The sequence below is a fragment of the Nonomuraea sp. NEAU-A123 genome (assembly GCF_018603905.1).
In the GTDB taxonomy this organism is placed as follows: Bacteria; Actinomycetota; Actinomycetes; order Streptosporangiales; family Streptosporangiaceae; genus Nonomuraea.
This window is the reverse complement of the sequence record NZ_JAHFZZ010000001.1, coordinates 844,158-865,101: the sequence shown is the minus strand read 5'-3', so window position 1 is coordinate 865,101 and position 20,944 is coordinate 844,158. Positions and strand designations below refer to the sequence as shown.

Annotated in this window: 15 protein-coding genes; 6 read left to right on the top strand and 9 right to left on the bottom strand. The window is 70.0% G+C overall.

The annotated features are described in order from the left end of the window. Positions 1-36: 36 nt before the first annotated feature. On the bottom strand, positions 37-2,175 hold the full coding sequence (locus KLK06_RS03905; protein ID WP_214633861.1) for an alpha/beta hydrolase-fold protein: 2,139 nt from the start codon (positions 2,173-2,175) through the stop codon (positions 37-39). 193 nt (positions 2,176-2,368) lie between these two features. Between KLK06_RS03905 and KLK06_RS03900 the strand changes: the two genes are divergently transcribed. The 3 genes from KLK06_RS03900 (at position 2,369) to KLK06_RS03890 (ending at position 10,028) form a co-directional block, all read left to right on the top strand. Continuing rightward, positions 2,369-3,181 (top strand): SAM-dependent methyltransferase, encoded by an 813-nt coding sequence (locus KLK06_RS03900; RefSeq protein ID WP_214633860.1) that lies wholly within the window; start codon positions 2,369-2,371, stop codon positions 3,179-3,181. 122 nt (positions 3,182-3,303) lie between these two features. After that, positions 3,304-7,566: a HAMP domain-containing protein gene (locus KLK06_RS03895; RefSeq protein WP_214633859.1), complete on the top strand. Its 4,263-nt coding sequence runs from the start codon at positions 3,304-3,306 to the stop codon at positions 7,564-7,566. A 44-nt stretch (positions 7,567-7,610) separates the two neighbouring features. Then, positions 7,611-10,028 (top strand): SpoIIE family protein phosphatase, encoded by a 2,418-nt coding sequence (locus KLK06_RS03890; RefSeq protein ID WP_250904773.1) that lies wholly within the window; start codon positions 7,611-7,613, stop codon positions 10,026-10,028. A gap of 19 nt (positions 10,029-10,047) precedes the next feature. On the opposite strand, the gene KLK06_RS03885 is transcribed toward KLK06_RS03890, so the two are convergent. The 4 genes from KLK06_RS03885 to KLK06_RS03870 form a co-directional block, all read right to left on the bottom strand. Further along, positions 10,048-10,833, bottom strand: a complete 786-nt coding sequence (locus KLK06_RS03885) for a SigB/SigF/SigG family RNA polymerase sigma factor (RefSeq protein ID WP_214633858.1) — start codon at positions 10,831-10,833, stop codon at positions 10,048-10,050. A 183-nt stretch (positions 10,834-11,016) separates the two neighbouring features. Continuing rightward, positions 11,017-11,793, bottom strand: coding sequence for a phosphotransferase (locus KLK06_RS03880; RefSeq protein ID WP_214633857.1), 777 nt, complete (start codon positions 11,791-11,793; stop codon positions 11,017-11,019). A gap of 50 nt (positions 11,794-11,843) precedes the next feature. Further along, on the bottom strand, positions 11,844-12,374 hold the full coding sequence (locus KLK06_RS03875) for a hypothetical protein (protein ID WP_214633856.1): 531 nt from the start codon (positions 12,372-12,374) through the stop codon (positions 11,844-11,846). Then, on the bottom strand, positions 12,371-15,241 hold the full coding sequence (locus KLK06_RS03870) for a DUF6493 family protein (RefSeq protein ID WP_214633855.1): 2,871 nt from the start codon (positions 15,239-15,241) through the stop codon (positions 12,371-12,373). The genes KLK06_RS03875 and KLK06_RS03870 overlap by 4 nt, the downstream gene beginning before the upstream one ends. A 145-nt stretch (positions 15,242-15,386) precedes the next feature. On the opposite strand from KLK06_RS03870, the gene KLK06_RS03865 reads away from it, so the two are divergent. Next, positions 15,387-15,995, top strand: a complete 609-nt coding sequence (locus tag KLK06_RS03865; RefSeq protein WP_214633854.1) for a hypothetical protein — start codon at positions 15,387-15,389, stop codon at positions 15,993-15,995. Further along, positions 15,992-16,495, top strand: coding sequence for an OmpA family protein (locus tag KLK06_RS03860; RefSeq protein WP_214633853.1), 504 nt, complete (start codon positions 15,992-15,994; stop codon positions 16,493-16,495). The genes KLK06_RS03865 and KLK06_RS03860 overlap by 4 nt, the downstream gene beginning before the upstream one ends. Positions 16,496-16,624: 129 nt before the next feature. On the opposite strand, the gene KLK06_RS03855 is transcribed toward KLK06_RS03860, so the two are convergent. Both KLK06_RS03855 and KLK06_RS03850 read right to left on the bottom strand, forming a co-directional pair. After that, entirely contained in the window at positions 16,625-16,834 is a 210-nt protein-coding gene (locus KLK06_RS03855) for a DUF397 domain-containing protein (RefSeq protein ID WP_214633852.1), read from the bottom strand. After that, positions 16,831-17,748, bottom strand: a complete 918-nt coding sequence (locus tag KLK06_RS03850; RefSeq protein WP_214633851.1) for a helix-turn-helix transcriptional regulator — start codon at positions 17,746-17,748, stop codon at positions 16,831-16,833. The genes KLK06_RS03855 and KLK06_RS03850 overlap by 4 nt, the downstream gene beginning before the upstream one ends. A 53-nt stretch (positions 17,749-17,801) precedes the next feature. Between KLK06_RS03850 and KLK06_RS62940 the strand changes: the two genes are divergently transcribed. After that, positions 17,802-18,215, top strand: coding sequence for an ATP-binding protein (locus KLK06_RS62940; protein WP_374197094.1), 414 nt, complete (start codon positions 17,802-17,804; stop codon positions 18,213-18,215). A 189-nt stretch (positions 18,216-18,404) separates the two neighbouring features. Here the strand turns inward: KLK06_RS62940 and KLK06_RS03845 are convergent, their stop codons facing one another. Continuing rightward, on the bottom strand, positions 18,405-19,523 hold the full coding sequence (locus KLK06_RS03845; RefSeq protein ID WP_214633850.1) for a hypothetical protein: 1,119 nt from the start codon (positions 19,521-19,523) through the stop codon (positions 18,405-18,407). 116 nt (positions 19,524-19,639) lie between these two features. Then, positions 19,640-20,887, bottom strand: coding sequence for a hypothetical protein (locus KLK06_RS03840; protein ID WP_214633849.1), 1,248 nt, complete (start codon positions 20,885-20,887; stop codon positions 19,640-19,642). Between the last annotated feature and the right edge of the window lie 57 nt (positions 20,888-20,944).

Genomic DNA, 20,944 nt, shown 5'->3' with positions numbered 1-20,944 from the left:
CCGGCGCGCACCTCTCCAAGCGCGCGCCAGGCGGGGTCAGCTCTTCGTGGTGGGCAGGCCGGTGGTCGGGTCGACCGTGGTGGTGAAGACGTCGCCGTTGCCCGGTGCCTCGCCTCCCGTCGGGGTGCCGTAGGTCAGGCCCGAGATGGCCAGATCGCCCGATGGGGTGGCGGTGGCGTACAGGTTGACCTCGGCGAAGGGGTCGACGCCGTCGTCGCGGGCGGTGCCGAGCTGGGCGGCGGTCTGTTGCTTGCCCTTGGCGTCGAGTCGGACCGTCAGGATGTCGGCCGCGCCCGCGACCACGCCCACCTGACCCCGGGTGTAGCCAGCCAGCGAGACCGCGCCGCCGGGTAGCGGCACCACCGCGGCGCCTTCGTCGGCGGCCGGGGTGGCGACGGTGGCCTGCCAGCGCTGCTTGCCCGTGCCCGTGTACGCCGCCGCGACCAGGTCGCCGCCGACGCCCCCGGTGGCGACCGCGAGGCCCGCCGTGGTGACGGCCACCGCGTTCAGCCGGTCGTCTCCGGCGCCGCCCACCGAGGTGGCCCACTGCCGGGTGCCGTTCAGGTCGTAGCCGGCGAGCCAGCCGTCGAGCCCGCCGAGCGCGGTCGTCCCCGGCAGGGCGGCGGTGGCGCTGCCCGTCACGTAGAGGTTCGTCCCGGAAGAGGCCACACCGTACGCCTTGTCCTCCCCCACCCCGCCGTACTGGCGGACCCAGGAGACCGCGCCGTCGGCGGAGAGACGGGCGACCAGCGCGTCCTTGTCCCCGCGGTTGGCCCCGTCGAGCGCGCCCTTGGTGTATCCGGCGACATAGGCGCCGCCGTCGGGGGCGGCGGACAGCCCATAGAGGCGGTCCGCCACGCCGGGCGCGCCGAACTGGGTGAGCCAGCGCACCTCGCCCTTCGCGTCGAGCCGGACCACGAACGCGTCGTCCGTGGCATTGCCCGCGTGGTGGCCGTCCAGGTCGCCCTTGGTGTAACCGGCCGCGAGCACGCCGCCGTCGGGCAGCACCGCGACGCCGTACAACCGCTCGTCGGCGGCGGTGCCGAGCTGCCTGGTCCAGCCGTTCGCCCCGCCGCGGACCAGCACCGCGTCGAGGCGTCCCGCGTACGGCTGACCGCCGACGGGCCCGCTCGCCGCGAAGCCGGTGGTCAGCGAGCCGTCGGCGTGGGCCGCGACGCCACCGGCCCAGTCCTGGGCGGCCGTGCCGTACAGCGGCGCGGGCAGCCCGGCCGGCGGCGTGACGCTCAGCGCCGGGCCCAGTTCGGCCATCGCCTGTTCGAACGCGGGCGTCCAGACGGTCCAGTCGTGGCCGCCGTCGAGGACGCGGAACTGCGCCGAGACCGCGGGCGACCGCCTGGCCGCGTTGTAGAGGGCGGCGGACTCGAAGTCGAGGTCGTGGTGGGCGTCGGCCGGGTCAGGGTTGGCGTACTCGTCGTCGCCGACGGCCACGAACAGCCGTACGGGCAGGTCCCGGTCCAGCTTGGGGAGCAGGGCGGGGTAGTTCAGCTCCTGGTACACGGCGTCGGCGAACTTCTCGCCGCCCTGGCCGTAGGCGCCGTAGTCGCGGGCGGAGGAGTCGGACGGCGGCAGCGGCGTGTAGACGGCCGGGCTGAGCACGATGGCGCTGCCGAACAGGTCCTGGTGGGCCAGCGCGAAGCGCAGCGCGCCCGAGCCGCCCATGCTGTAGCCGCCGACCATGCGAGCCTGGCGGATGGCCGCCGTACGGTACGTCGCGTCCACGTGGGCGACCAGGTCGCGGGTCAGCGCGGTCTCGACCGGCCGTCCGGGCAGGTCGGAGCCGGTGTAGCGGGAGTCCACGTACCAGCTTCCGCGCTCGTTCCACGGCGCGTCGGGCATGACCGCGATGAGCGGCGGGATCCGGCGCGTCCTGATCATCGCGTCGAGCGTGTCCTTGACGCGGGTCCACGCCTGCATGGTGTCGCCCCGGCCGTGCAGCAGGTACAGCACCGGATAGCGGTCGGCGCCCTTGGCGTACCCGTACGGCAGGTAGAGGTTGTAGGCGATGTTCTCCCCCAGCGCCGCCGAGGGCGCGGACGCCGCGGTGATCGTCCCGGCCCGGCCCGCGGACACGCGCGCCTCTCCCGGTACGGCCAGCAGGACGACGAGGGCGAGGGACACGAGCGCACCGACGCCGCTCCATCGAGGTAAGGGCATCGGTCCGCTCCCTGTAAACGTTTACAGAATATCTGTCCAGTGGTGCAGGAGAGTGTCCTGGCGCCCCTCGATCGATGTCAAGTATCACGACAAACGATCACAAGTCGCGATTCGCACATTCGACACCCCCGAGGGGCTTTAGGCTCTGACGCGACAAGAACTTTCCTCTGCTGCGACGATCCGGGGGCGCCTGATGACCGAGGACGCGAACGACGACGTGATGGAACAGCTCAGCCGCATAGACACCTCGGTGGCCCATCCGGCCCGCGTCTTCGACTACTGGCTGGGCGGCAAGGACCACTACGCCGCCGACCGCGAGATGGGCCAGCAGATCCTCAAGGTCATGCCGGAGCTGGCCATCATCGCCCGCGCCGAGCGGGAGTTCCTGGCCCGCGTGGTGCGGCACCTGGTCGTCGAGGCGGGCGTGCGCCAGTTCCTCGACATCGGCACCGGCATCCCGTCGGCCGACAACACCCACGAGGTGGCCCAGGCCGCCGCGCCCGACGCGCGCATCGTGTACGTCGACAACGACCCGATCGTCCTCGCCCACGCCCGCGCCCTGCTGCGCGGCACCCCCGAGGGCTCGACCATGTACATCGACGCCGACCTGCGCGACCCCGCGACGATCCTGCGGCAGGCCGCCGAGTCGCTGGACTTCACGCGGCCGGTCGGGCTCATGCTGCTGGGCGTGCTGGAGTTCGTGCCCGACGACGAGCAGGCGTACACGGTCGTCTCCGAACTGATGGAGGCACTCCCCTCGGGCAGCCACCTGACCGTCGCCTCCAGCGTGAGCACCCCGGCCATGGACCAGGCCGCGGCCATCTGGAACGAGAGCGGCGCCACGCCCATCACCATCCGCACGCCCGACCAGCTCATGGGGTTCTACAAGGGGATGGACCTGGTCGAGCCGGGCATGGTGTCGCTGCCGAAATGGCGCCCCGAACCGACCACCCAGTACGCCGGCCAGGAGGTGTCGCAGTACGGCGCCGTCGGCCGCAAATCCTGACCTTCTACCTCCTTTCCCTACTGTGGCTTGACCGCAACTCGACAGTTGGCGCGACAGGCATGGGCGCTTGGCTATCCTCCCTGGTGAAGCTTTGACTATCGAAGATCGGAGCCAGGGTGAACATGAGCGACACGGCGGGGGCCTCACGTTCGTCCGAGCGGGCCAAGCGGACCCGTGACGTCGGCGGAGTCGGCGAGCCAGAGCTCCGACAGCTACTGGCCGGGTTGACCGCGGTCCGCGACGGCGACTTCGGCACCCGGCTGCCGGACGACGCCGACGGACTGCTCGGGGAGATCGCCTCCGTCTTCAACGGCATGGTCGACCAGCTCTCGCTGTTCACCTCCGAGGTGACCCGGGTCTCGCGCGAGGTCGGCACCGAAGGACGACTCGGCGGCCAGGCCGAGGTGCCGGCCGTGTCCGGCACCTGGAAGGACCTCACGGAGTCCGTCAACGCCATGGCCGGCAACCTCACCGACCAGGTACGCAGCATCGCCCAGGTCACCACGGCGGTGGCCAGGGGCGACCTGTCACAGAAGATCACCGTGGCCGCCCGCGGCGAGATCCTGGAGCTCAAGAACACCGTCAACACGATGGTCGACCAGCTCTCCTCCTTCGCCGACGAGGTCACCAGAGTCGCCCGCGAGGTCGGCACCGAGGGTGAGCTGGGCGGCCAGGCCGACGTCAAGGGCGTGGCGGGCACCTGGCGCGACCTGACCGACTCGGTGAACTTCATGGCGGGCAACCTCACCGCCCAGGTCCGCAACATCTCGCAGGTGGCCACCGCGGTGGCGCGCGGCGACCTGTCGCAGAAGATCACCGTCTCGGCGCGGGGCGAGATCCTCGAGCTCAAGAACACCCTCAACACGATGGTCGACCAGCTCTCCTCCTTCGCCGACGAGGTCACCAGAGTCGCCCGCGAGGTCGGCACCGACGGCCGGCTCGGCGGCCAGGCCGACGTCAAGGGCGTCTCCGGCACCTGGAAGGACCTCACGGAGTCGGTCAACGTCATGGCCGACAACCTCACCGCCCAGGTACGCAGCATCGCCGAGGTCACCACGGCGGTGGCCAAGGGCGACCTGTCACAGAAGATCCGGGTGGACGCCCGCGGCGAGATCCTGGAGCTCAAGGAGACCATCAACACGATGGTCGACCAGCTCTCCGCGTTCGCCGACGAGGTGACCCGGGTGGCCCGCGAGGTCGGCACCGAGGGCAACCTGGGCGGCCAGGGCACGGTGCGCGGCGTGTCGGGCACCTGGAAGGACCTGACCGACAACGTCAACGTCATGGCCTCCAACCTCACCAGCCAGGTACGCAGCATCGCCCAGGTCGCCACCGCGGTGGCCAAGGGCGACCTGTCACAGAAGATCACCGTCGAGGCCAAGGGCGAGGTCGCCGCGCTCGCCGAGACCATCAACACGATGGTCGACACCCTGTCCGCGTTCGCCGACGAGGTCACCAGAGTCGCCCGCGAGGTCGGCACCGAAGGCCAGCTCGGCGGCCAGGCCCGGGTGCCGAACGTGGCCGGCACCTGGAAGAACCTCACCGACAACGTCAACTCGATGGCCGACAACCTGACCAACCAGGTACGCAGCATCGCCCAGGTCACCACGGCCGTGGCCAGGGGTGACCTGACCCGCAAGATCGACGTCGACGCCCGCGGCGAGATCCTGGAGCTGAAGACCACCATCAACACGATGGTCGACCAGCTTTCCTCCTTCGCCGCGGAGGTCACCAGGGTCGCCCGCGAGGTCGGCAGCGAAGGGCGCCTGGGCGGCCAGGCCGAGGTCGAAGGCGTCTCCGGCACCTGGAAGCGGCTGACGGAGAACGTCAACGAGCTGGCCGGCAACCTCACCCGCCAGGTCCGCGCCATCGCGGCGGTGACCAGCGCGGTCACCTCGGGCGACCTGACCCGCTCCATCACCGTGGACGCGGAAGGGGAGCTCGCCGACCTCAAGGACAACATCAACTCGATGGTGGAGTCGCTACGCGAGACCACCAGGGCCAACGAGGACCAGGACTGGCTCAAGTCCAACCTGGCCCGCGTCTCCGGGCTGATGCAGGGGCATCGCGATCTGACCACGGTCGCCATCCTGGTGATGGACGAGCTGGCGCCCCTGGTCGCGGCTCAGTACGGCGCGTTCTTCCTGGCGGAGGAGAACGAGCTGCAGCTCATCAGCGCGTACGGCTTCGCCGCCGACCCCGATCGGCCGACCCGGTTCCGCCTCGGCGAGTCGCTGGTCGGCCAGGCGGCGCGCACCCACAAGACCATCGCCATGACCGACATCCCGGCCGACTACATCACCGTCTCCTCCGGGCTCGGCCAGACGGCCCCGGTCTCGGTGGTCGTGCTGCCGATCGTGGCCGAGGAGCAGGTGCTCGGCGTCATCGAGCTGGCCTCGGTCTACGCCTTCACCCCGGTACACCGCGCGTTCCTCGACCAGTTGATGGAGACCATCGGCGTCAACCTCAACACCATCGTCGCCAACGCCCGCACCGACGAGCTGCTCGTGGAGTCGCAGCGGCTCACCGTCGAGCTGCAGACCCGCTCGGCGGAGCTGCAGAGCCAGCAGGAGGAGCTCCAGCGCTCCAACGCGGAGCTGGAGGAGAAGGCGACACTGCTGGCCACTCAAAACCGCGACATCGAGACCAAGAACCTCGAGATCGAGCAGGCCAGGCAGGAGCTGGAGGACCGGGCCCAGCAGCTCTCGCTGGCCTCCAAGTACAAGAGTGAGTTCCTGGCCAACATGAGCCACGAGCTGCGCACCCCGCTCAACTCCCTGCTCATCCTGGCCCAGTTGCTCGCCCAGAACCACACCCGCAACCTCACGGCCAAGCAGGTCGAGTACGCGGGCATCATCCATTCGGCCGGCTCCGACCTGCTGCAGCTGATCAACGACATCCTCGACCTGTCCAAGGTCGAGGCCGGCAAGATGGACATCAACCCCGAACGCGTGTCGCTGCGCCAGCTCCTCGACTACGTCGAGGCCACCTTCCGGCCGATGACCACGCAGAAGAGCCTGGAGTTCGTGATCACCACGGCTCCGGGGGTGCCGTCCGACCTGCTCACCGACGACTCGCGACTCCGCCAGGTGCTGCGCAACCTGCTGTCCAACGCGGTCAAGTTCACCGAGACGGGCAGCGTCGAGCTGCGGATCGAACCGGCCAATCCGGCCGAGCTGCCCGTGCCCGCGCGCCCGCACGGCTCGGCCGTCGCCCTGCGGGTCATCGACACCGGCATCGGCATCCCCGAGCAGCAACTGGAAGCCATCTTCGGCGCGTTCCAGCAGGCCGACGGCACCACCAGCCGCAAGTACGGCGGCACCGGGCTGGGCCTGTCGATCAGCCGCGAGATCGCCTACCTGCTCGGCGGCGCCATCACCGCGCAGAGCATCCCCGGGCAGGGCAGCGTCTTCACCTTCTACCTGCCGGTCGCGCGCCCCGACTTCGAGGACCGTCCGTCCGCCAGGTCCATGCCGCACCAGTCCGCCACCAGGCAGCTCGCGCCGTCCATTCCGGTGGCGCCGCAGCAGCGGCGGCTCCTGGTCATCGAGGAGCGGCAGCGCGGGCTGCTGTCCCTGGTCGCGGAGAGCGTCGTGGCCGACCTGGCCGACACCCGCGACCTGGCCAACCTCAACGGGAGCATCGAGGTGGTCACCGCCGCCGGCGCGGAGGAGGCCGCCGCCACGCTCGCCGCCGAGCCGTGCCACTGCATCGTCCTCGACATCGACATGCCCCACAGGGCCGCGTACGGGCTGCTGGCGGCCATGGACGGCGATCCGGCGCTCCAGCAGGTGCCGGTCCTGGCCTACAACAACTGGCGCACGAACCCGCAGCAGGAAGCGACCCTGCAGGACCGCGCCGGCAACCGGCCGCTGGAGCTGCTGTCCAGCCTCGACGAGCTGCGCGAGCGCATCGCCCTGCACCTGACCGCCGACCAGCCGGGCGACGTGCTCCCCCTGGTCCGGCACGGCGAGCTGGGCGCGCCCGCCGGGCGCGAGGTCGACGACACGCTGGCGGGGCGTACGGTGCTGGTGGTCGACGACGACGCCAGGAACCTGTTCGCGCTCACCAGCATGCTGGAGATCCACGGCATGCACGTGCTGCACGCGGACAACGGCCGCAAGGGCATCGACACGCTCGTCGCCCACCCGGAGACCGACCTCATCCTGATGGATGTGATGATGCCGGAGATGGACGGCTACGCCGCCACGGAGGCGATCCGGGCCATGCCCCGGTACGTCAGCCTGCCCATCATCGCGGTCACGGCCAAGGCCATGCCGGGCGACCAGGAGAAGTCACTCGCGGCGGGAGCGAGTGACTACGTCACCAAGCCGGTCGACTCCGACCATCTCATCGAGGTGATCCAGCGCTGGATGAACTCCTAGCGCGCAGTCCCCCCTCCACCTCGTCCACCCCGAGGAGTCGTACGTTGCAGCCATCACAGCAGCCCGGCGCCGCCCTGCCGGCAGGCGATGCCACGGCGGCTGGTACCAGTGCCGAGGCGCCGGCCGGTGACGCGAACGTCGGCCGGCTGGCCGCCACGATCGAGCGGATGCGCAGGCAGATCCAGGACGCCCACCTGGCCGCCGACGGGCGCGCCCTGATCGAGCTGGCCAAGGGCATCCTGGTCGAGCGGCTGCGCTGCGGCCCCGCCCAGGCGGCCCGCCAGCTCGCCACGCTCGCGGAGCAGTCCGGGCTGTCGCAGCTGGAGCTGGCCTCCGACATCATCGACCAGGCCGCGCAGGACCGCATCAGCGAGACGGCCCGCGAGTTCCTGCGCTCGGCGAGATCGGACCACGACGGACATCGCCACTCCGTTTCCGTCCGGCTGCGCGCGGCCGAGAGCGGCGTGCTCGACGCGACCGACACGCAGGCGGTCGCCGAGTCGCTGCTGGAGCACGCGCTGGTGCCGCTCGGCGCGACGGCGGTCGCCGTGTGGGCCGCCGGCCCCGACGCCTCGCTCACCCTGGCCGGGTACGCGGGGCTCAGCGCCGAGGAGGCCATGCGGTGGCGTTACGTCCCGCCCGGCGTGGTCACTCCGGCTCGCCAGGCTCTCACGGAGCGCTGTACCGTCTGGTTCCCGGCGCTGCGCGAGGTCGGCCTGCCCACCATCGGCCACCGGCAGGTGGAAGGCGGGCGGGTGGCGGTGCCCGCGGGCACGGGCGGGCGCATCCTGGGCGTCCTGGAGATCGGCTGGCCGCATGACCTGGCGCCGCAGCCGCCGCAGATAGAGCGGCAGATCGAGGCGCTGGCGGACCTGTGCGCGCACACCCTGGGGGCGGCCCCGTCCGAACCCGCGCCGTGCGACCCGCCCGGACGCGCGCCGTTCAACCCGGCCTTCTCCGAGCTGGTCAATCTGGCCGACGCGCTGCCGGACCCCGCCCTGGTGCTGTGCCCGCATCTCGACTCCGGTGGCAGGCTGACCGACTTCCGCATCGTGCACACCAACGAGCGGTTCACCGACCCGGCCGGGCGCCCGCGCCACCAGGTCGACGGGGCCCTGCTGCTGGAGGCGTACCCGCTGGTGGCCGAGGGCGGCGGCCTGTTCGCCAAGGTCGAGCACGTACACGCGACCGGCGAGCCGTTCCGCACCGAGCGCATGGCCCTCACCACCCTGCTCGACGAGGTGCGGCTGACCACCGAGGCCGCCGTCAGCGTGACCCGCCACGGCGACAGCGTGCTGCTGATCTGGCGCGCGCACGACGAAGGGTCGCGGCTGGCCGGCATCCTGCAGCACGCCCAGCGACTGGGCCGCATCGGCGGCTTCGAGGAGAACGCGCTCACCGGCGAGGTCACCTGGAACGACCAGCTCTTCGCCCTGTACGGCATGTCCCCCGCCGACCAGCCGATCCCCCTGGAACGGCTGCGCGAGCACGCCCATTCCGACGACGAGGTCGGCATCGGCCGGTTCCTGCGCACCGTGCTGCACCATCGGCGGTCGGCTTCCACCGCGTTCCGGCTCCAGCGGCCCGACGGGATCGCCCGGCACATCCGCGTGGTGGCGGAGCCGGTTTTCGGGGCCGACGACCGGCTGCTGGCCGTCCGCGGCGCTTATCAGGACATTTCCTCGCAGCACTGGACCGAGGTCGCGCTTGCCGCGACCCGCGACCAGCTCGCCCACAGCGAGCAGCAGACCGCCGAGCGCAACCGCCTGGCCCTGCAACTGCAGCGGGCCATCATGCCGCCGACGCGCGAGACGACGGACGCTTTCGGCCTGCGGATCGCCGTCCGCTACCGCCCGGCCGAGGAGGACCACCTGGTCGGCGGCGACTGGTACGACGCCGTCGTGCTGCCGTCCAAGCAGGTGCTCCTGTCGGTGGGCGACGTGGCCGGGCACGGCATCCAGGCGGCCACCGGCATGGTCGTGCTGCGCAACGCCCTGCGCGGCCTGGCCGCCACCGGCGCCGGACCCGCCCAGCTACTGACCTGGCTCAACCTGGTCGCCCATCACCTGACCGACAGCGTGACCGCCACCGCGGTCTGCGGCCTGTACGATCCGCAGACCCGGATCCTGCGCTGGGCCCGCGCGGGGCACCTGCCGCCCCTCCTGGTCCGGGGGACGAGCGCGTCGGAGCTGCCGATGGTCGGGGGGCTGCTGCTCGGTGCGGTGTCCGAGGCGGCGTACGAGGAGGGGCAGCTGCAGCTCGAAGCGCAGGACACCCTGCTGATGTACACCGACGGGCTCATCGAACGCCGGGACCGGGCGCTCCAGCATGCCCAGAACCAGTTGCTCGTCATCGCCGGGCATGCCGCTCCGACGCTCGACCAGCGGCTGGATTACCTGCTCACGCACTGCAACTCGGACACCGACGACGACACGTGCCTCATCGGTGTCGAGTTGCGGTGACTCGCCGTCTGCCCGGCGTTCAGTCCGACAGGCCCTTGCGCAGGTCGTCGAGCACCTTGCGCAGGATGCGCGAGACGTGCATCTGCGAGATCCCGAACTCGGCGGCGATCTCGGCCTGCGTCAGGTTGCCGTAGAAGCGCAGCAGCAGGATCTTCTTCTCCCGTACGGGCAGCGCGTCGATGAGCGGCTTGACGGCGTGCTTGTCGACCAGGGAGTCCAGCGATTCGTCGTGCTCGGGGATGACGTCACCGAGGCTCGCGGAATCATCGTCGACACCCGTCGGGGCGTCGAGCGACAGCGTGCTGTAGGCCGCCGAGGCGTCCATCGTGAGCAGCACGTCCTCCTGGGAGATCTTCATCTTCTCGGCCAGCTCGGCGACTGTCGGCGCGCGGCCGAGGGTCTGGCTGAGGTCCGACACGAGCTTGTTGAGCTCGGAGCGGCGCTCCTGGTAGACGCGCGGCACCCGGATGGCCCACGTACGGTCCCTGAAGTGGCGCTTGACCTCACCGGTCATGGTGACGACCGCGTAGCCGCGGAAGTCGTGGCCAAGGGAGGCGTCGAACCCGTTGATGGCCTTCATGAGGCCGACGTAGGCGGCTTGGCGCAGGTCCTCGACGGGCTCGCCGCGGTAGCGGTAGCGGCGGGTGATGTCGTTCGCCAGCCACTCGTGCATCGCCACGAGCCGCTCGCGGATCCGTACCTGGTCGAGCTCGGAGGTCTCCGGCTTGACCATCTGGACCAGAAGTTGTTCGGGAGTCATCTCGTTGAGCACGAGTGCCTGGGCCTGAGCCTGCTGGACGGTCATTCCTGCTCCTCATATCCACTGCAGGCGGTCCCGTCCAGAACCAAAAAAAGCCCAGACAGAGACACGCCTCGATAACACGAGACGAAGCCCTCTGCTGGACCTCAGATTTAATATAACCCGCTTTACGACAATATCACCAGGGGCTAGATCACGAAAGTGTCACGCCTTCCTGGGTGTGGTTCCTCAGCCGCGTACCCAGAAGCTCTCCGGCAACGCCTCGATCTCGACCACGGCCTGTTCGAGGTTGGCGGCGAACGGCAGCAGTGCCTGGTGGACCGGCTCACCGCCCTCGGCGAGCCGCCGGATGACCTGGGCGTTCACCCGCGCCCGATCGACGACCTCGGGGCCGAACGCCGTACGGTCACCCTCATAGCCGTAGGCGTCGAGCAGCAGGTGCAGCCGCCGGGACCGATCCTCGAACGCCGTGAACCCCTGCGCGGTGACGACGCGCCGAGCGTGCAGCGGAACCCAGGTCAACGCGCAGTAGGCCAGATCGCGCTCCCGCGACGACGGCCCGGCGGTGTCCCAGTCGACGAACCCGACCAGATCGTCGCCCTGCCACACCGCGTTGTAAGGGGAGGCGTCGTGGTGCCCGATGACGAGCCCCGGCTGCCACGGCCGCCCGATGAACCAGACCGCGCCGGGCTCGGGCACGAACGTCGCCGTCGCGTCGTGCAACCGCCGCATCCAGGCCCCGACCTGCTTGAGCGCACTGTCCGACCAGGCCCAGGCGGGCCAGGGCGCCTGCTCCCCGATCGTGTCGCCGTGCAGAAAGGTCAGCACCTCGCGCCCCTGCTCGTCGAACCCGAGCACCCGAGGCGCCCCTTCGAACCCGACCGCCTCAAGATGAGCCAGCACGGTGTGCACGGTGCGCGTCCACGGATTGGCGGGCCGGTGAACGGTCTCACCGACGCGCACTCCACCGACATGCCTGCCACCCGGCAGGGGCTGCTCATCCATGACGCCGTTTCTACTCCAGACCCGCGGGGCGCCGCACCTGGTTTTCCCGCCTAGCCGGGGACGAGCCAGAACCTCTCGTCGGCCGCCCCGGCGATCGGCACGCAGCTGTTCCTGCTCGGCCGGGTGCCCAGGGAGTTCAGCGTCTCCGCCAAGGCCCTGGCCGTCCGGCCGTCGGACTCCAACCTCGGGGGACGCTCGCTGGCCGAGGTGGCCTGGCTGCACACCAGGACCGAGACGGGCTCGCCGGGGACCATCCGTTCGTTCTGGCCCCGGCGGTCCGCGGCGGCCCGGCAGGGGTCGTCGGGGCGCTGGAGTCTCCACGTTCCCGTGCGGTAGGCCGCGGTCAGGCTCAGGCCGACGTACGAGCGGGTGCCGACCGTGCCGTTGGTGGTCCGTACGCAGCCGTTGGGCTCCTCGGCGCTGCCCACCCAGAGCGCCCCGCCGTCGGCACCGTCACCGACCCACTCGTCGCCCGGGAGATCAGCACGGCCGCCGCGCAGATCGCGATCGCGGCGATGGCGGCCATATGACGAAGTCTCACAATGCTGAGACGTCTTGGCGTCGCCGATCGGTTCGGTCAAGGACGGATCAGGTATGCGTGCAGGCGGCGGCACTCCATGCGGAACTTGCTGTCGCCCTCATGCCCGGCGACCACCTCGACCTCGGGAATCGCTCCCCGGGCTGCGGCCTGCTGGGCCACTGTCACGGCGAGGCCGACCACTTTGGCCAGTCCCGCACGAGGCTTCTCTGTCCCGGCGGCGCCGGGCAGGAGGGCGGGGAGCAATGCCCGCAGTACCTCCCACACCTCGCGATGCGCACCGCGGTTGGCGGCGGCCTCGAGGGCGTTCAGGACGTGCTGTTGCTTCACCCACGTCCACCGGATGAGCATCCCGAGCTGAGCTCCCAGCTCGGCGGCCGGCAGAGCCCCGCGGGCCGCCATCGTCACCAAGACCGACGCCCCGGCGCCCGCGTCATTCTGCGACAGGAAGTACGCCAGCACCAGTGCGGTGGCCACACCCGCGGGGCCGTCGGCCGCGGCCAACATGGCGGGGTGGACATGGTAGGTACTGCCCCGAGCCCACTGGTAGTGCAGGCGTTGCACCAGATTGACCGCCACGACCTCCCGGTGCGAGGGCAGGACCGACGGCCACCAGCCCATGCAGTGGCCGTATTCGTTGATAATCCCGACCGGCGATTCGGGGATGAATTCGTCGATCAGGTCCAGCCCGGTCGGCTCGGCCGTCAGCTGTGGGGTCAGCCAGATCTGGCCGGGCCCGCTAGGCCGGCGCTCGTCGAAGTAGTAGGAGTTGGCGTCGTCCATGTAGCTCCACCGAACCCCGACCTCCGGGTCGGGCAGACCGCCGTCGGCCAGCCGCCGCGCTACCGTCCGGCTCGCCTCGGAGGTCAGCCGCGCCGCCCGGGACGCCGCCTCCGGATGGGCACCGCGCGGCAGCCGCAACAGCGCCTGCCGCAGGTCGGCAGGAAGGGGTACGGCCCGCGCCGCCTCACACTCCGCCAACCGGGAGACCAGGACCTCGGGATCGAGCATCCCGGTGGAGTGAGTGGGCGTGGCCAGCAGCACCGGCGGCAGCGTGCCGTCCTTGAGCGCAGCGAGCACCTCCGCGAAACGACGCAGCACGAGCATGTCCAGGCCCGAGACCTGCCGGGGGTCGGGGAGCCGATCCCGCGGCGTTTCGGGGACCGGCCCGGACGCCGTCGGTGATGACTCGTGCGCTTCGCCATCGACCCGGGCCACGGAAACGCCCTCGTGCACCTCGGAACCATCCACGGACCTCATGAGCGCGACCACCTGGAGGGCACGGAAGATCCCCCCACTCCCGTACGCCGGCCCTCCGCGCCGGCTGGGCCGCTCGGCCGGGTGTCCCGGCCGCTCGGCCGGGACACCCGGGTCAGCCCCCGGCGTGACCAGCTCCCGGGCGATCGCGGCGCGCCAGTAGTTCTCCAACAGCCAGTGCCGCATTTCGAACAGCTGCGGATAGATGCTGCCGTACGCCACGTCGAGCGCCGATCGCAACCCGTCCCGGTCACGTGCGGCAAGCCTGACGAATCCGGCCAGCCAGCGCTCACCCTCGTGCCATTGCCAGGAGGTCCAGCCGAGCGCCTCCATCTCCGCCGGAGTCTCCGGAGCGGCCGGGAACGGCGGGACCGGGACCGGCTCGGGAAGCGGCGGCGGGGTGAAGGCGGGTCCGAGCTCCTCGACGGCGGCCTGCCCGCCGTACACCGCGACCAGCCGGGCACCCAGCGCGGGCGGCAGCACGGGGATGGCGTCCCTGATCTGCTCGGCGCCGAGCGGGCTGAAGCGGGCGGCGTGCTTGAGCGCGAGCTGGACGGCCCGGCCCTGGATGTCGTACGCCTCGTGCTGGAAGGCTGTGACCAGGGCGGCCACCAGATCGTCCGCTCGATCCGGCGCTTGGCGTACGGTCTGGTCGAACCAGGTCAGACCGGAACGTACGAGCTTGGCCTCGGCCCGGAACAGCAGCCCTTCCAGCGCCTCGGCCACGTCGGCGGGATCGTGCGCGTCGAGCCGGCGCAGGTGGCGCAGGGACAGCTCGGCGACCGGCCCCGGTGCGGCGGGCAGCAGGCGCAGGTAGTCGCGGCGGCGGGCGTCGATCTCGGCCGCGGTGGGTTCGAGGAGTTCGTGGAGGCGGGCGAAGAAGCGCAGGTCCTGTACGGTCCCACCGCGCAGGAACCGGCGCACGCAGCCGTCGAGCAGCACTGCCCGCTCGCCCGCCGCGCGGATGGCGCTGAACCACGGCGAGATCGGATCGGCCTTCTCGTACTGCAACGCCCGGCCGACCCCTTCGGCCTCGAAGAGCCGGGGCAGCAGCGCGGGAAACAGCGGGTCGGACTTGGCCGCAGCCCCGGTGACCGCCCAGGCCACGACCAGCGGGTCGTGCTCGGGCGGTGGTGCCCCGGTGTGCCGCAGCATCGCCAGCGCGAGGGCCACTCCGGGGTCGCCGGGACCGCGGACCTTGGCGGCGAGCCGTACGGCCAGCTCGGCCTGCCACTCGGCAGGACGGTGGTCGAGGAGCCGGACGACCGGCGCGGGATCGCCGAACTCGGTACGGCCGGAGAACGGTCGCCACATCGCGAGGTCCCGGCGGGTCACCCAGGAGGCCACCGCGGTGACCGCGCTGAGGGTGCCGGCCCCTGCCAGACGTAACAGGTCGGCCCAGTCCTGCCAGGGCTCGTGCTCGGGCTCGCGCCAGTGCATCCAGTAGTCCCGGTCCTTCTCCCGACGCCGGGTCTCCTCCATCCAGCGCTCCTGCTGCTTGGTCTCGGCGTGTCTGCTCAGCACGGGGATGTGGCCACGCAGCTCACCCGCGACAAGCTTGCGCTCGGCGTCGTCCAGAGTGATCAGCCGCTCGATCAGCTTGTCCGCGTCACCGGCGCTGATGAGGTCGCGTATCTCGTCCCAGCTCGTCATGGCAGGGACCATAGAGATCACTACCGACAGAAACTCCGCCTCGTTCTGGCCAAGGGAAAAGTACGTGTTCGGCGGCCGTACTTCTCCCTTCGAACGGCGAAGGCGTCGTCCGTATGGTGGTCGCGGCCGCCAGACGGAGGATGTCATGCGTACTCGAAAATGGCTCGCAGCGGCTTTCCTGCTCCCGCTCGCGCTGGGCGGCTGCGCCGTGCCCGGGCTGGGGCCCGACCACACGGTGACGCCGAGTTCCCCGGGGTCGTTCCTGCCGCCGCCCAACGCGCCTTCGGCGAACCCCGCCACGCCCGCCGAACAGCAACCCACCAACCCGCAGACCACCGCATCGCAAGCCACCGACCCGCAGGGCTCGGGAGCGCTGGCCAAGGCCACCTTCGGAGCCGGTACGCCGACGAGCGCGGACGTGCTGGTGCTCAGCCTCAAACGCCGGGGCAAGCTGCTGGACCTGGTCCTTTCGATCACCCCGCATTCCGAGAAGGGCGAGACGTACATCTCGGTGGAGGAGTTCACCGGGGCGGGACCCACCGCGATCACGCTCGTGGACAGCGTCAACCTCAAGCGCTATCTCGTCGTACGGGACTCCCAGGACCAGCCGCTCCAGCCGGCGTACTGGATCCTGAAGATGGAGGAAGCGGCCATCCGGACGTACACCTTCCCCGCGCCCGAGGGCGACGTCACCTCGCTGGACGTGAGCATCGGCGGCTGGCCGCCGTTCCGCGACGTGCCGGTGACGTCATGATGCTCCGGACACTGTCTGTGCTGCCCATGCTGGCCGCCGTGGCGGTGACCGGCCCTGCCGCCGACGTGCCGGAGGCCAACATTCAGCGGGCGATCCTCGACCTGAAGTTCACGATCGTGCCGCTGGAGACGGAGGTCGACGAGGGGACCCGTACCAAGATCACGATCTCCTCGGACGTGCTATTCGCCTTCGACCAGGCCCGGCTGACGCCGGTCGCGGCCCGCCACCTCGCCCGGATCGCCGACCGCCTGCGTACGGCTTCCGGCACGGTACGGGTGGACGGCTACACCGACGCGGTCGGCACGACCGGCTACAACCTGACGCTGTCACAGCGCCGGGCCCAGAGCGTCAAGCGGGAACTGGACCGCATCCTGCACGGCAAGCCACCGACCACCGCCACCGGCCACGGCGAGGCCGATCCGGTCGCCCCCAACGTCAAGGACGGCAAGGACAACCCGGCGGGCCGCGCCAAGAACCGCCGAGTCACGATCGTCTTCTGAGCGAACCCGGCGCGTGGTGCTGGTTCAGCACGTCCAGCACGCGCGCCTTCGCTCCAGCCGCGGCGCCGCGTCAAGCAGCCGATGCTCAGCACGGGGCCCACCCAGCCGGGCAGGCCCCTGCTGGTCCGGCTAGAAGTCGAACTCTCCCTTGGACATCCCATCCCGGAAGGCGTCCCATTCGGCCTGCGTGTAGATGAGAACGGGCCCGTCCGGATGCCGACTGTGCCGAACTCCGACGCGTCCGCCGCTGAGCGGGGCAACCTCTACGCAGTTGCCCCCATTTCCGCTGCTGGCCGTCGCCGTCCGCCAGGCAGCGGAGGTGAGCTCTTTGTCGGTCATGACTCCATCACCCTCCGAATGATCTCTTTGGTTTCGTAGGTGGGCTGGGCGAGGGCGGACAGAAGTTCCCACCGCTCTCCCAGCTTCTGGACCATGTCTGTGTCGTGCGTGATCTCTCCGGTGTCGGCGCTTTCTATATAACCAACCTGCGTGCCCTCGCCAGTGTCGGCTATCGCGAATGCGCCACCCAATCCAGCCGTAGCCCCGGATGACAGGGGGACAACCCGAACGGTAATGCATGGACGGGCCATCAGAGCAAGGAGATTTGCCAACTGCGCCCGCATCACCTCGCGTCCGCCGATCTCCCGCCATAGGGCGCTTTCGTCAAGGATGACGGACAGCGTGGGCGGAGTGCGCCGAGACAGGATGGTCTGACGCTGGAGCCGGATCTTAACGTCTTCGTCGGCTTCGCCCGGAAGCGCACCTGGCTCGCCTTGGAAGATCGCTCTAGCGTAGTCAGCGGTTTGGAGCAGGCCGGGGATCAGCGCCACCTCGTAGAGCCGGATGAATCGCGCCGCCTGCTCGGCCGCCGGCCACCTCCTGAACCACTTCGGGCCCAAGCCCCTGATCGGGGGCAGCAGCTCTAGCAGCTCGCCATGCAGCCCCAATGCCTTTTCGAGCTGCCGAGTGAACGGCTCCGTAGGCAACCGGGTGCCCCGCTCAACCGCACCTATCAGGCTCTCGCTGCATGGGAGCAGAGAGGCGAGCCGGGCGTGAGTGAGGCCCTTTGCTGTCCGGTACTTCAGCATTCGTGCCTGATATTCCTCGCTGGCGTTTCTTACAGCATTATTCCCACCTTCTGCCATATCACTCCCTTTCTCTTCCTTCCGCACATCCGCACACACAAATATAGCCACGGATTGTGAAGATTTTGTAGGGGGATTCCGGAAGACATCCGCATTGACCATGGTCATGCTTGGGACCTGTAACCGTACAACCGCAAGAGAGCTGTAGTTCCGAGGTGGCCATGCGAGCAGCAGTGTCAGACCTCCCATACGCAGGCATCAAGGTATGGGCGACGAGCGAGATGGAATCACACCGGATTCCCTCGCTGGCCCGCCGAGAACTCGTGAAATGGATGGGCCCGAATCATCCAACCCTTCCCGACCTTCAGGAAATAGCCTCAGAACTGGTCACGAACGCGATCATTCACGCGAGCGCCATATGGGTACGGATGGACCTGATCCCCGAATCGGGATTTTGGCGGTTGACCATCACCGACCCCGGAAACTCCGGCGAGACTCCACGCGTACGTCAGCCTCGACCAAACGAGGCAGGAGGACGCGGACTCCTGGTCGTGGACGCCCTCACCAACGGCCAATGGGACACCCACCGCAGCCTGGCAGGCGAACGCGTCGTGTGGGCGCTACTACCTCGCTAAACATCCCCACGGCCGGTACGAAGGTGCCTCTGCCTGCCGTGGGGTGCATACCTCCCTTGGCCCCCGGGGGAGGAGAAGGCCCCCAGACGCGCGTCCGCCGCAGCGTTCACGTCTGGGGGCCTTTCCGACCGATGGCGGTGAGGGGGATGGCAGCACAAGCGTCCCTCCCCACCCGATCTGAACCATGACCTACGACACGATCAACGTGGAATCCTCGGCCCGTGCGCGGTCGTCGCCGCCTTGGCCGCAGTGACGGCACTGGCCTCGGCGGCGCAGATGGTAGGCGAGGGCGGCCGTGGCCAGCGCTCCTCCCCAGACCGGCCAGAGAGTCTCCGGTAGCCAGGCGCCCCACTCCGACATGAGGAAGCGGCCCGCGATCCACCCGCGGATGTACGTCATGCCGGCCACCGTGATGATGATCGCGACCAGCGTCGCCGGGATGATGGCGAGCAGCGGCGGCACCCGCCTGCCTCTCAGCCCGAGGATCCACCGAGGGAAGACCTCGCCCCAGCGCTGCATCAGCCCGAGGGTGAGTAGCCCGCCGCATGCTCCGAAGGTGGCCAGGTAGGCACCGGCCAGCCAGATGCCGGGAGCGTCGCGCGCGCCCTCGTCGAGAAACTCCTTGCTCACTCCGAGCGGCACACCAAGTGCCCAGCACCACCGCGTCGCGCAGTAGACCAGCGGCACGGTGACGGCGATGTAGACGGCCCGGCGTCCCCACCGGGCCGCCGCGTCGGGTGCGGTCCAGCCGTCCCGGCCGGTGCGCCCGCATGAATCGCAGGCATCACGGCGACGTCGCTGATAAGCGAGCGCCGCGGCGGCCAGCAGCAACCCGCCGAACACGCACACGAGCTGGTTGACCACCGGCCACGGCCAGGCATCGGCCAAGGTGGTGCCACCCAGGCTCAGGTCGAAGAGTGGTGCGACGGCCAGCAACGGCGAGTAGGCCACGCCCATCATGAGCCGGGAGTCGGGGATCACGATGATCAGTAAGACCGCCATGGGCCAGGCTAGGAACAAGGTTGTGAGCCGCGGCGCGCCTCGGCCGGTTCGGGCGAGCGTCAGTGCGACGACTGCGGTGAGCAGGCCGAAGGCGGCGATCCACCAACCGCCGGGGCGCGGGGTGGCGCCGGCGAGGATGGACAGCCCTCCGTCCAGGTCGGGGTCGGAAGCGCCCCAGGGGAAGCCAGGCGCGCCAAGGGCCCAGGCCGCGCCGAGCACGCCGTAGCCCAGTGACCACAGCGCCGCCGCGTAGCCCGCCCACTCAGGCCAGCGCGAGATCAGAGATCGTGGGGTTGTTGTTGGCATGCGACCAGCGTGCTGGCCGGGCGTGCGAGGGACTATCGGCCGTTTGGCAGATCCCCGCGCCGTTCAGACGCTGCGGGTACGCCATTCGGCAGAGGCAGAGGCAGAGCCGCCGTCGTTCAGCGGCGGTCCCGGCGCATCGCGTGGCGTTGCCGCAAATAGAGGCCGAGCGATGCCACCACTCCGGTCACCACTATGGCCGCCGTCAACCAGTAGATCCCCCAGTACCGCCCATCGAACATCGAAACCCGCACATCCACTTCCTGCGCATTTACCCCGAAAAATGTAAGCACCAAGGTCAGCGGCACCGCCACCGCCGAGACGAACCCGACAGCCACCGACCACCGCAACTGCCGGTCCTCGTCCGCCCGCCGCTCCAGGCTCTCGATCGTGGTCAGTTCCGCCCTGATGGCCCGTTCGAGCCGTTCGAGCATGCGTGCCACGTTCTCCGCCTTGCCCACCAGCCCCACCGTCTCGTACAGGGCGTCGTGATAGCCCGCCACCCGCAACGACGGCACCAGCATGCCGAGATCCGCCGTCGCCTCGACGCTGTAGCTGAGGTCCAGCTCCAGGTCGCCGAGCTGGCTGGTCAGAGACGCCAGGCTCCGGCGGCGGTCCCGCGTGGTCTGCGGCGCCCGGTCACGGCCACGGAACGCCTCCACCGCCTGATACACCACCGACCGGATCTCGCGCAGCCGCGCCGCGCTCGCCACTCCCTGCACGGCCGACAGGAAGATGCCGTCCTCCACGTAGTCCGGCTGGCCGCAGAGCACGCTGACGTACGGGCTCACGGCGGCGGTGGTCTCCGGACGCCTGTTCAGTTCGCTCGGGTAGGTGATCGTGCTGAACTCGTCGCGGTTCGGGAGATCGCCGCGGTAGATCACCCGCTGGACGATCTCGTCGGAGGCGGCGGGCGGAAGCTGGGGGGCGAAGGCCAGTTGATGGCGTTCGGGGAAGAAGCCGCCGGTCCCGCCCGCCAGCTCCGCGGCCACCGTCTCCAGCGGGCGGCCGTCGATCTTCAGGTCGGCGTAGAAGCAGTCCTCCAGCACGTCGACCGTGTCGGCCAGCTCGCAGTCGAGGTCCAGGCTCAGCACGGCCACGATCTGCGTGGACGGAACCGCGAACAGCCACAACCGGGCCCCCGCGAGCGGCCGGTCCCAGTCGGTGAACTCGATCTCTCGCGGGTCGAGCGCCAGCCGGTGCAGTACCCGAGGAGTGGCCGAGCCGGTGAAATAGGTTTCCGGCCGCCCGAGCCGTGGACGGTCGCCCGGCGCCGCCGCCTCCGGGCCGTCCGTCACATGCCAGGGTGTGGCGAAGATGTTGGTGAGCCGTACACCCTGTGCTGGACGAATGCCGAACAACGTCACGATCTCGAGGGTATCCGTACGGTCACCACAAGTCCCCCACCTTCCCGCTCTCGGTCC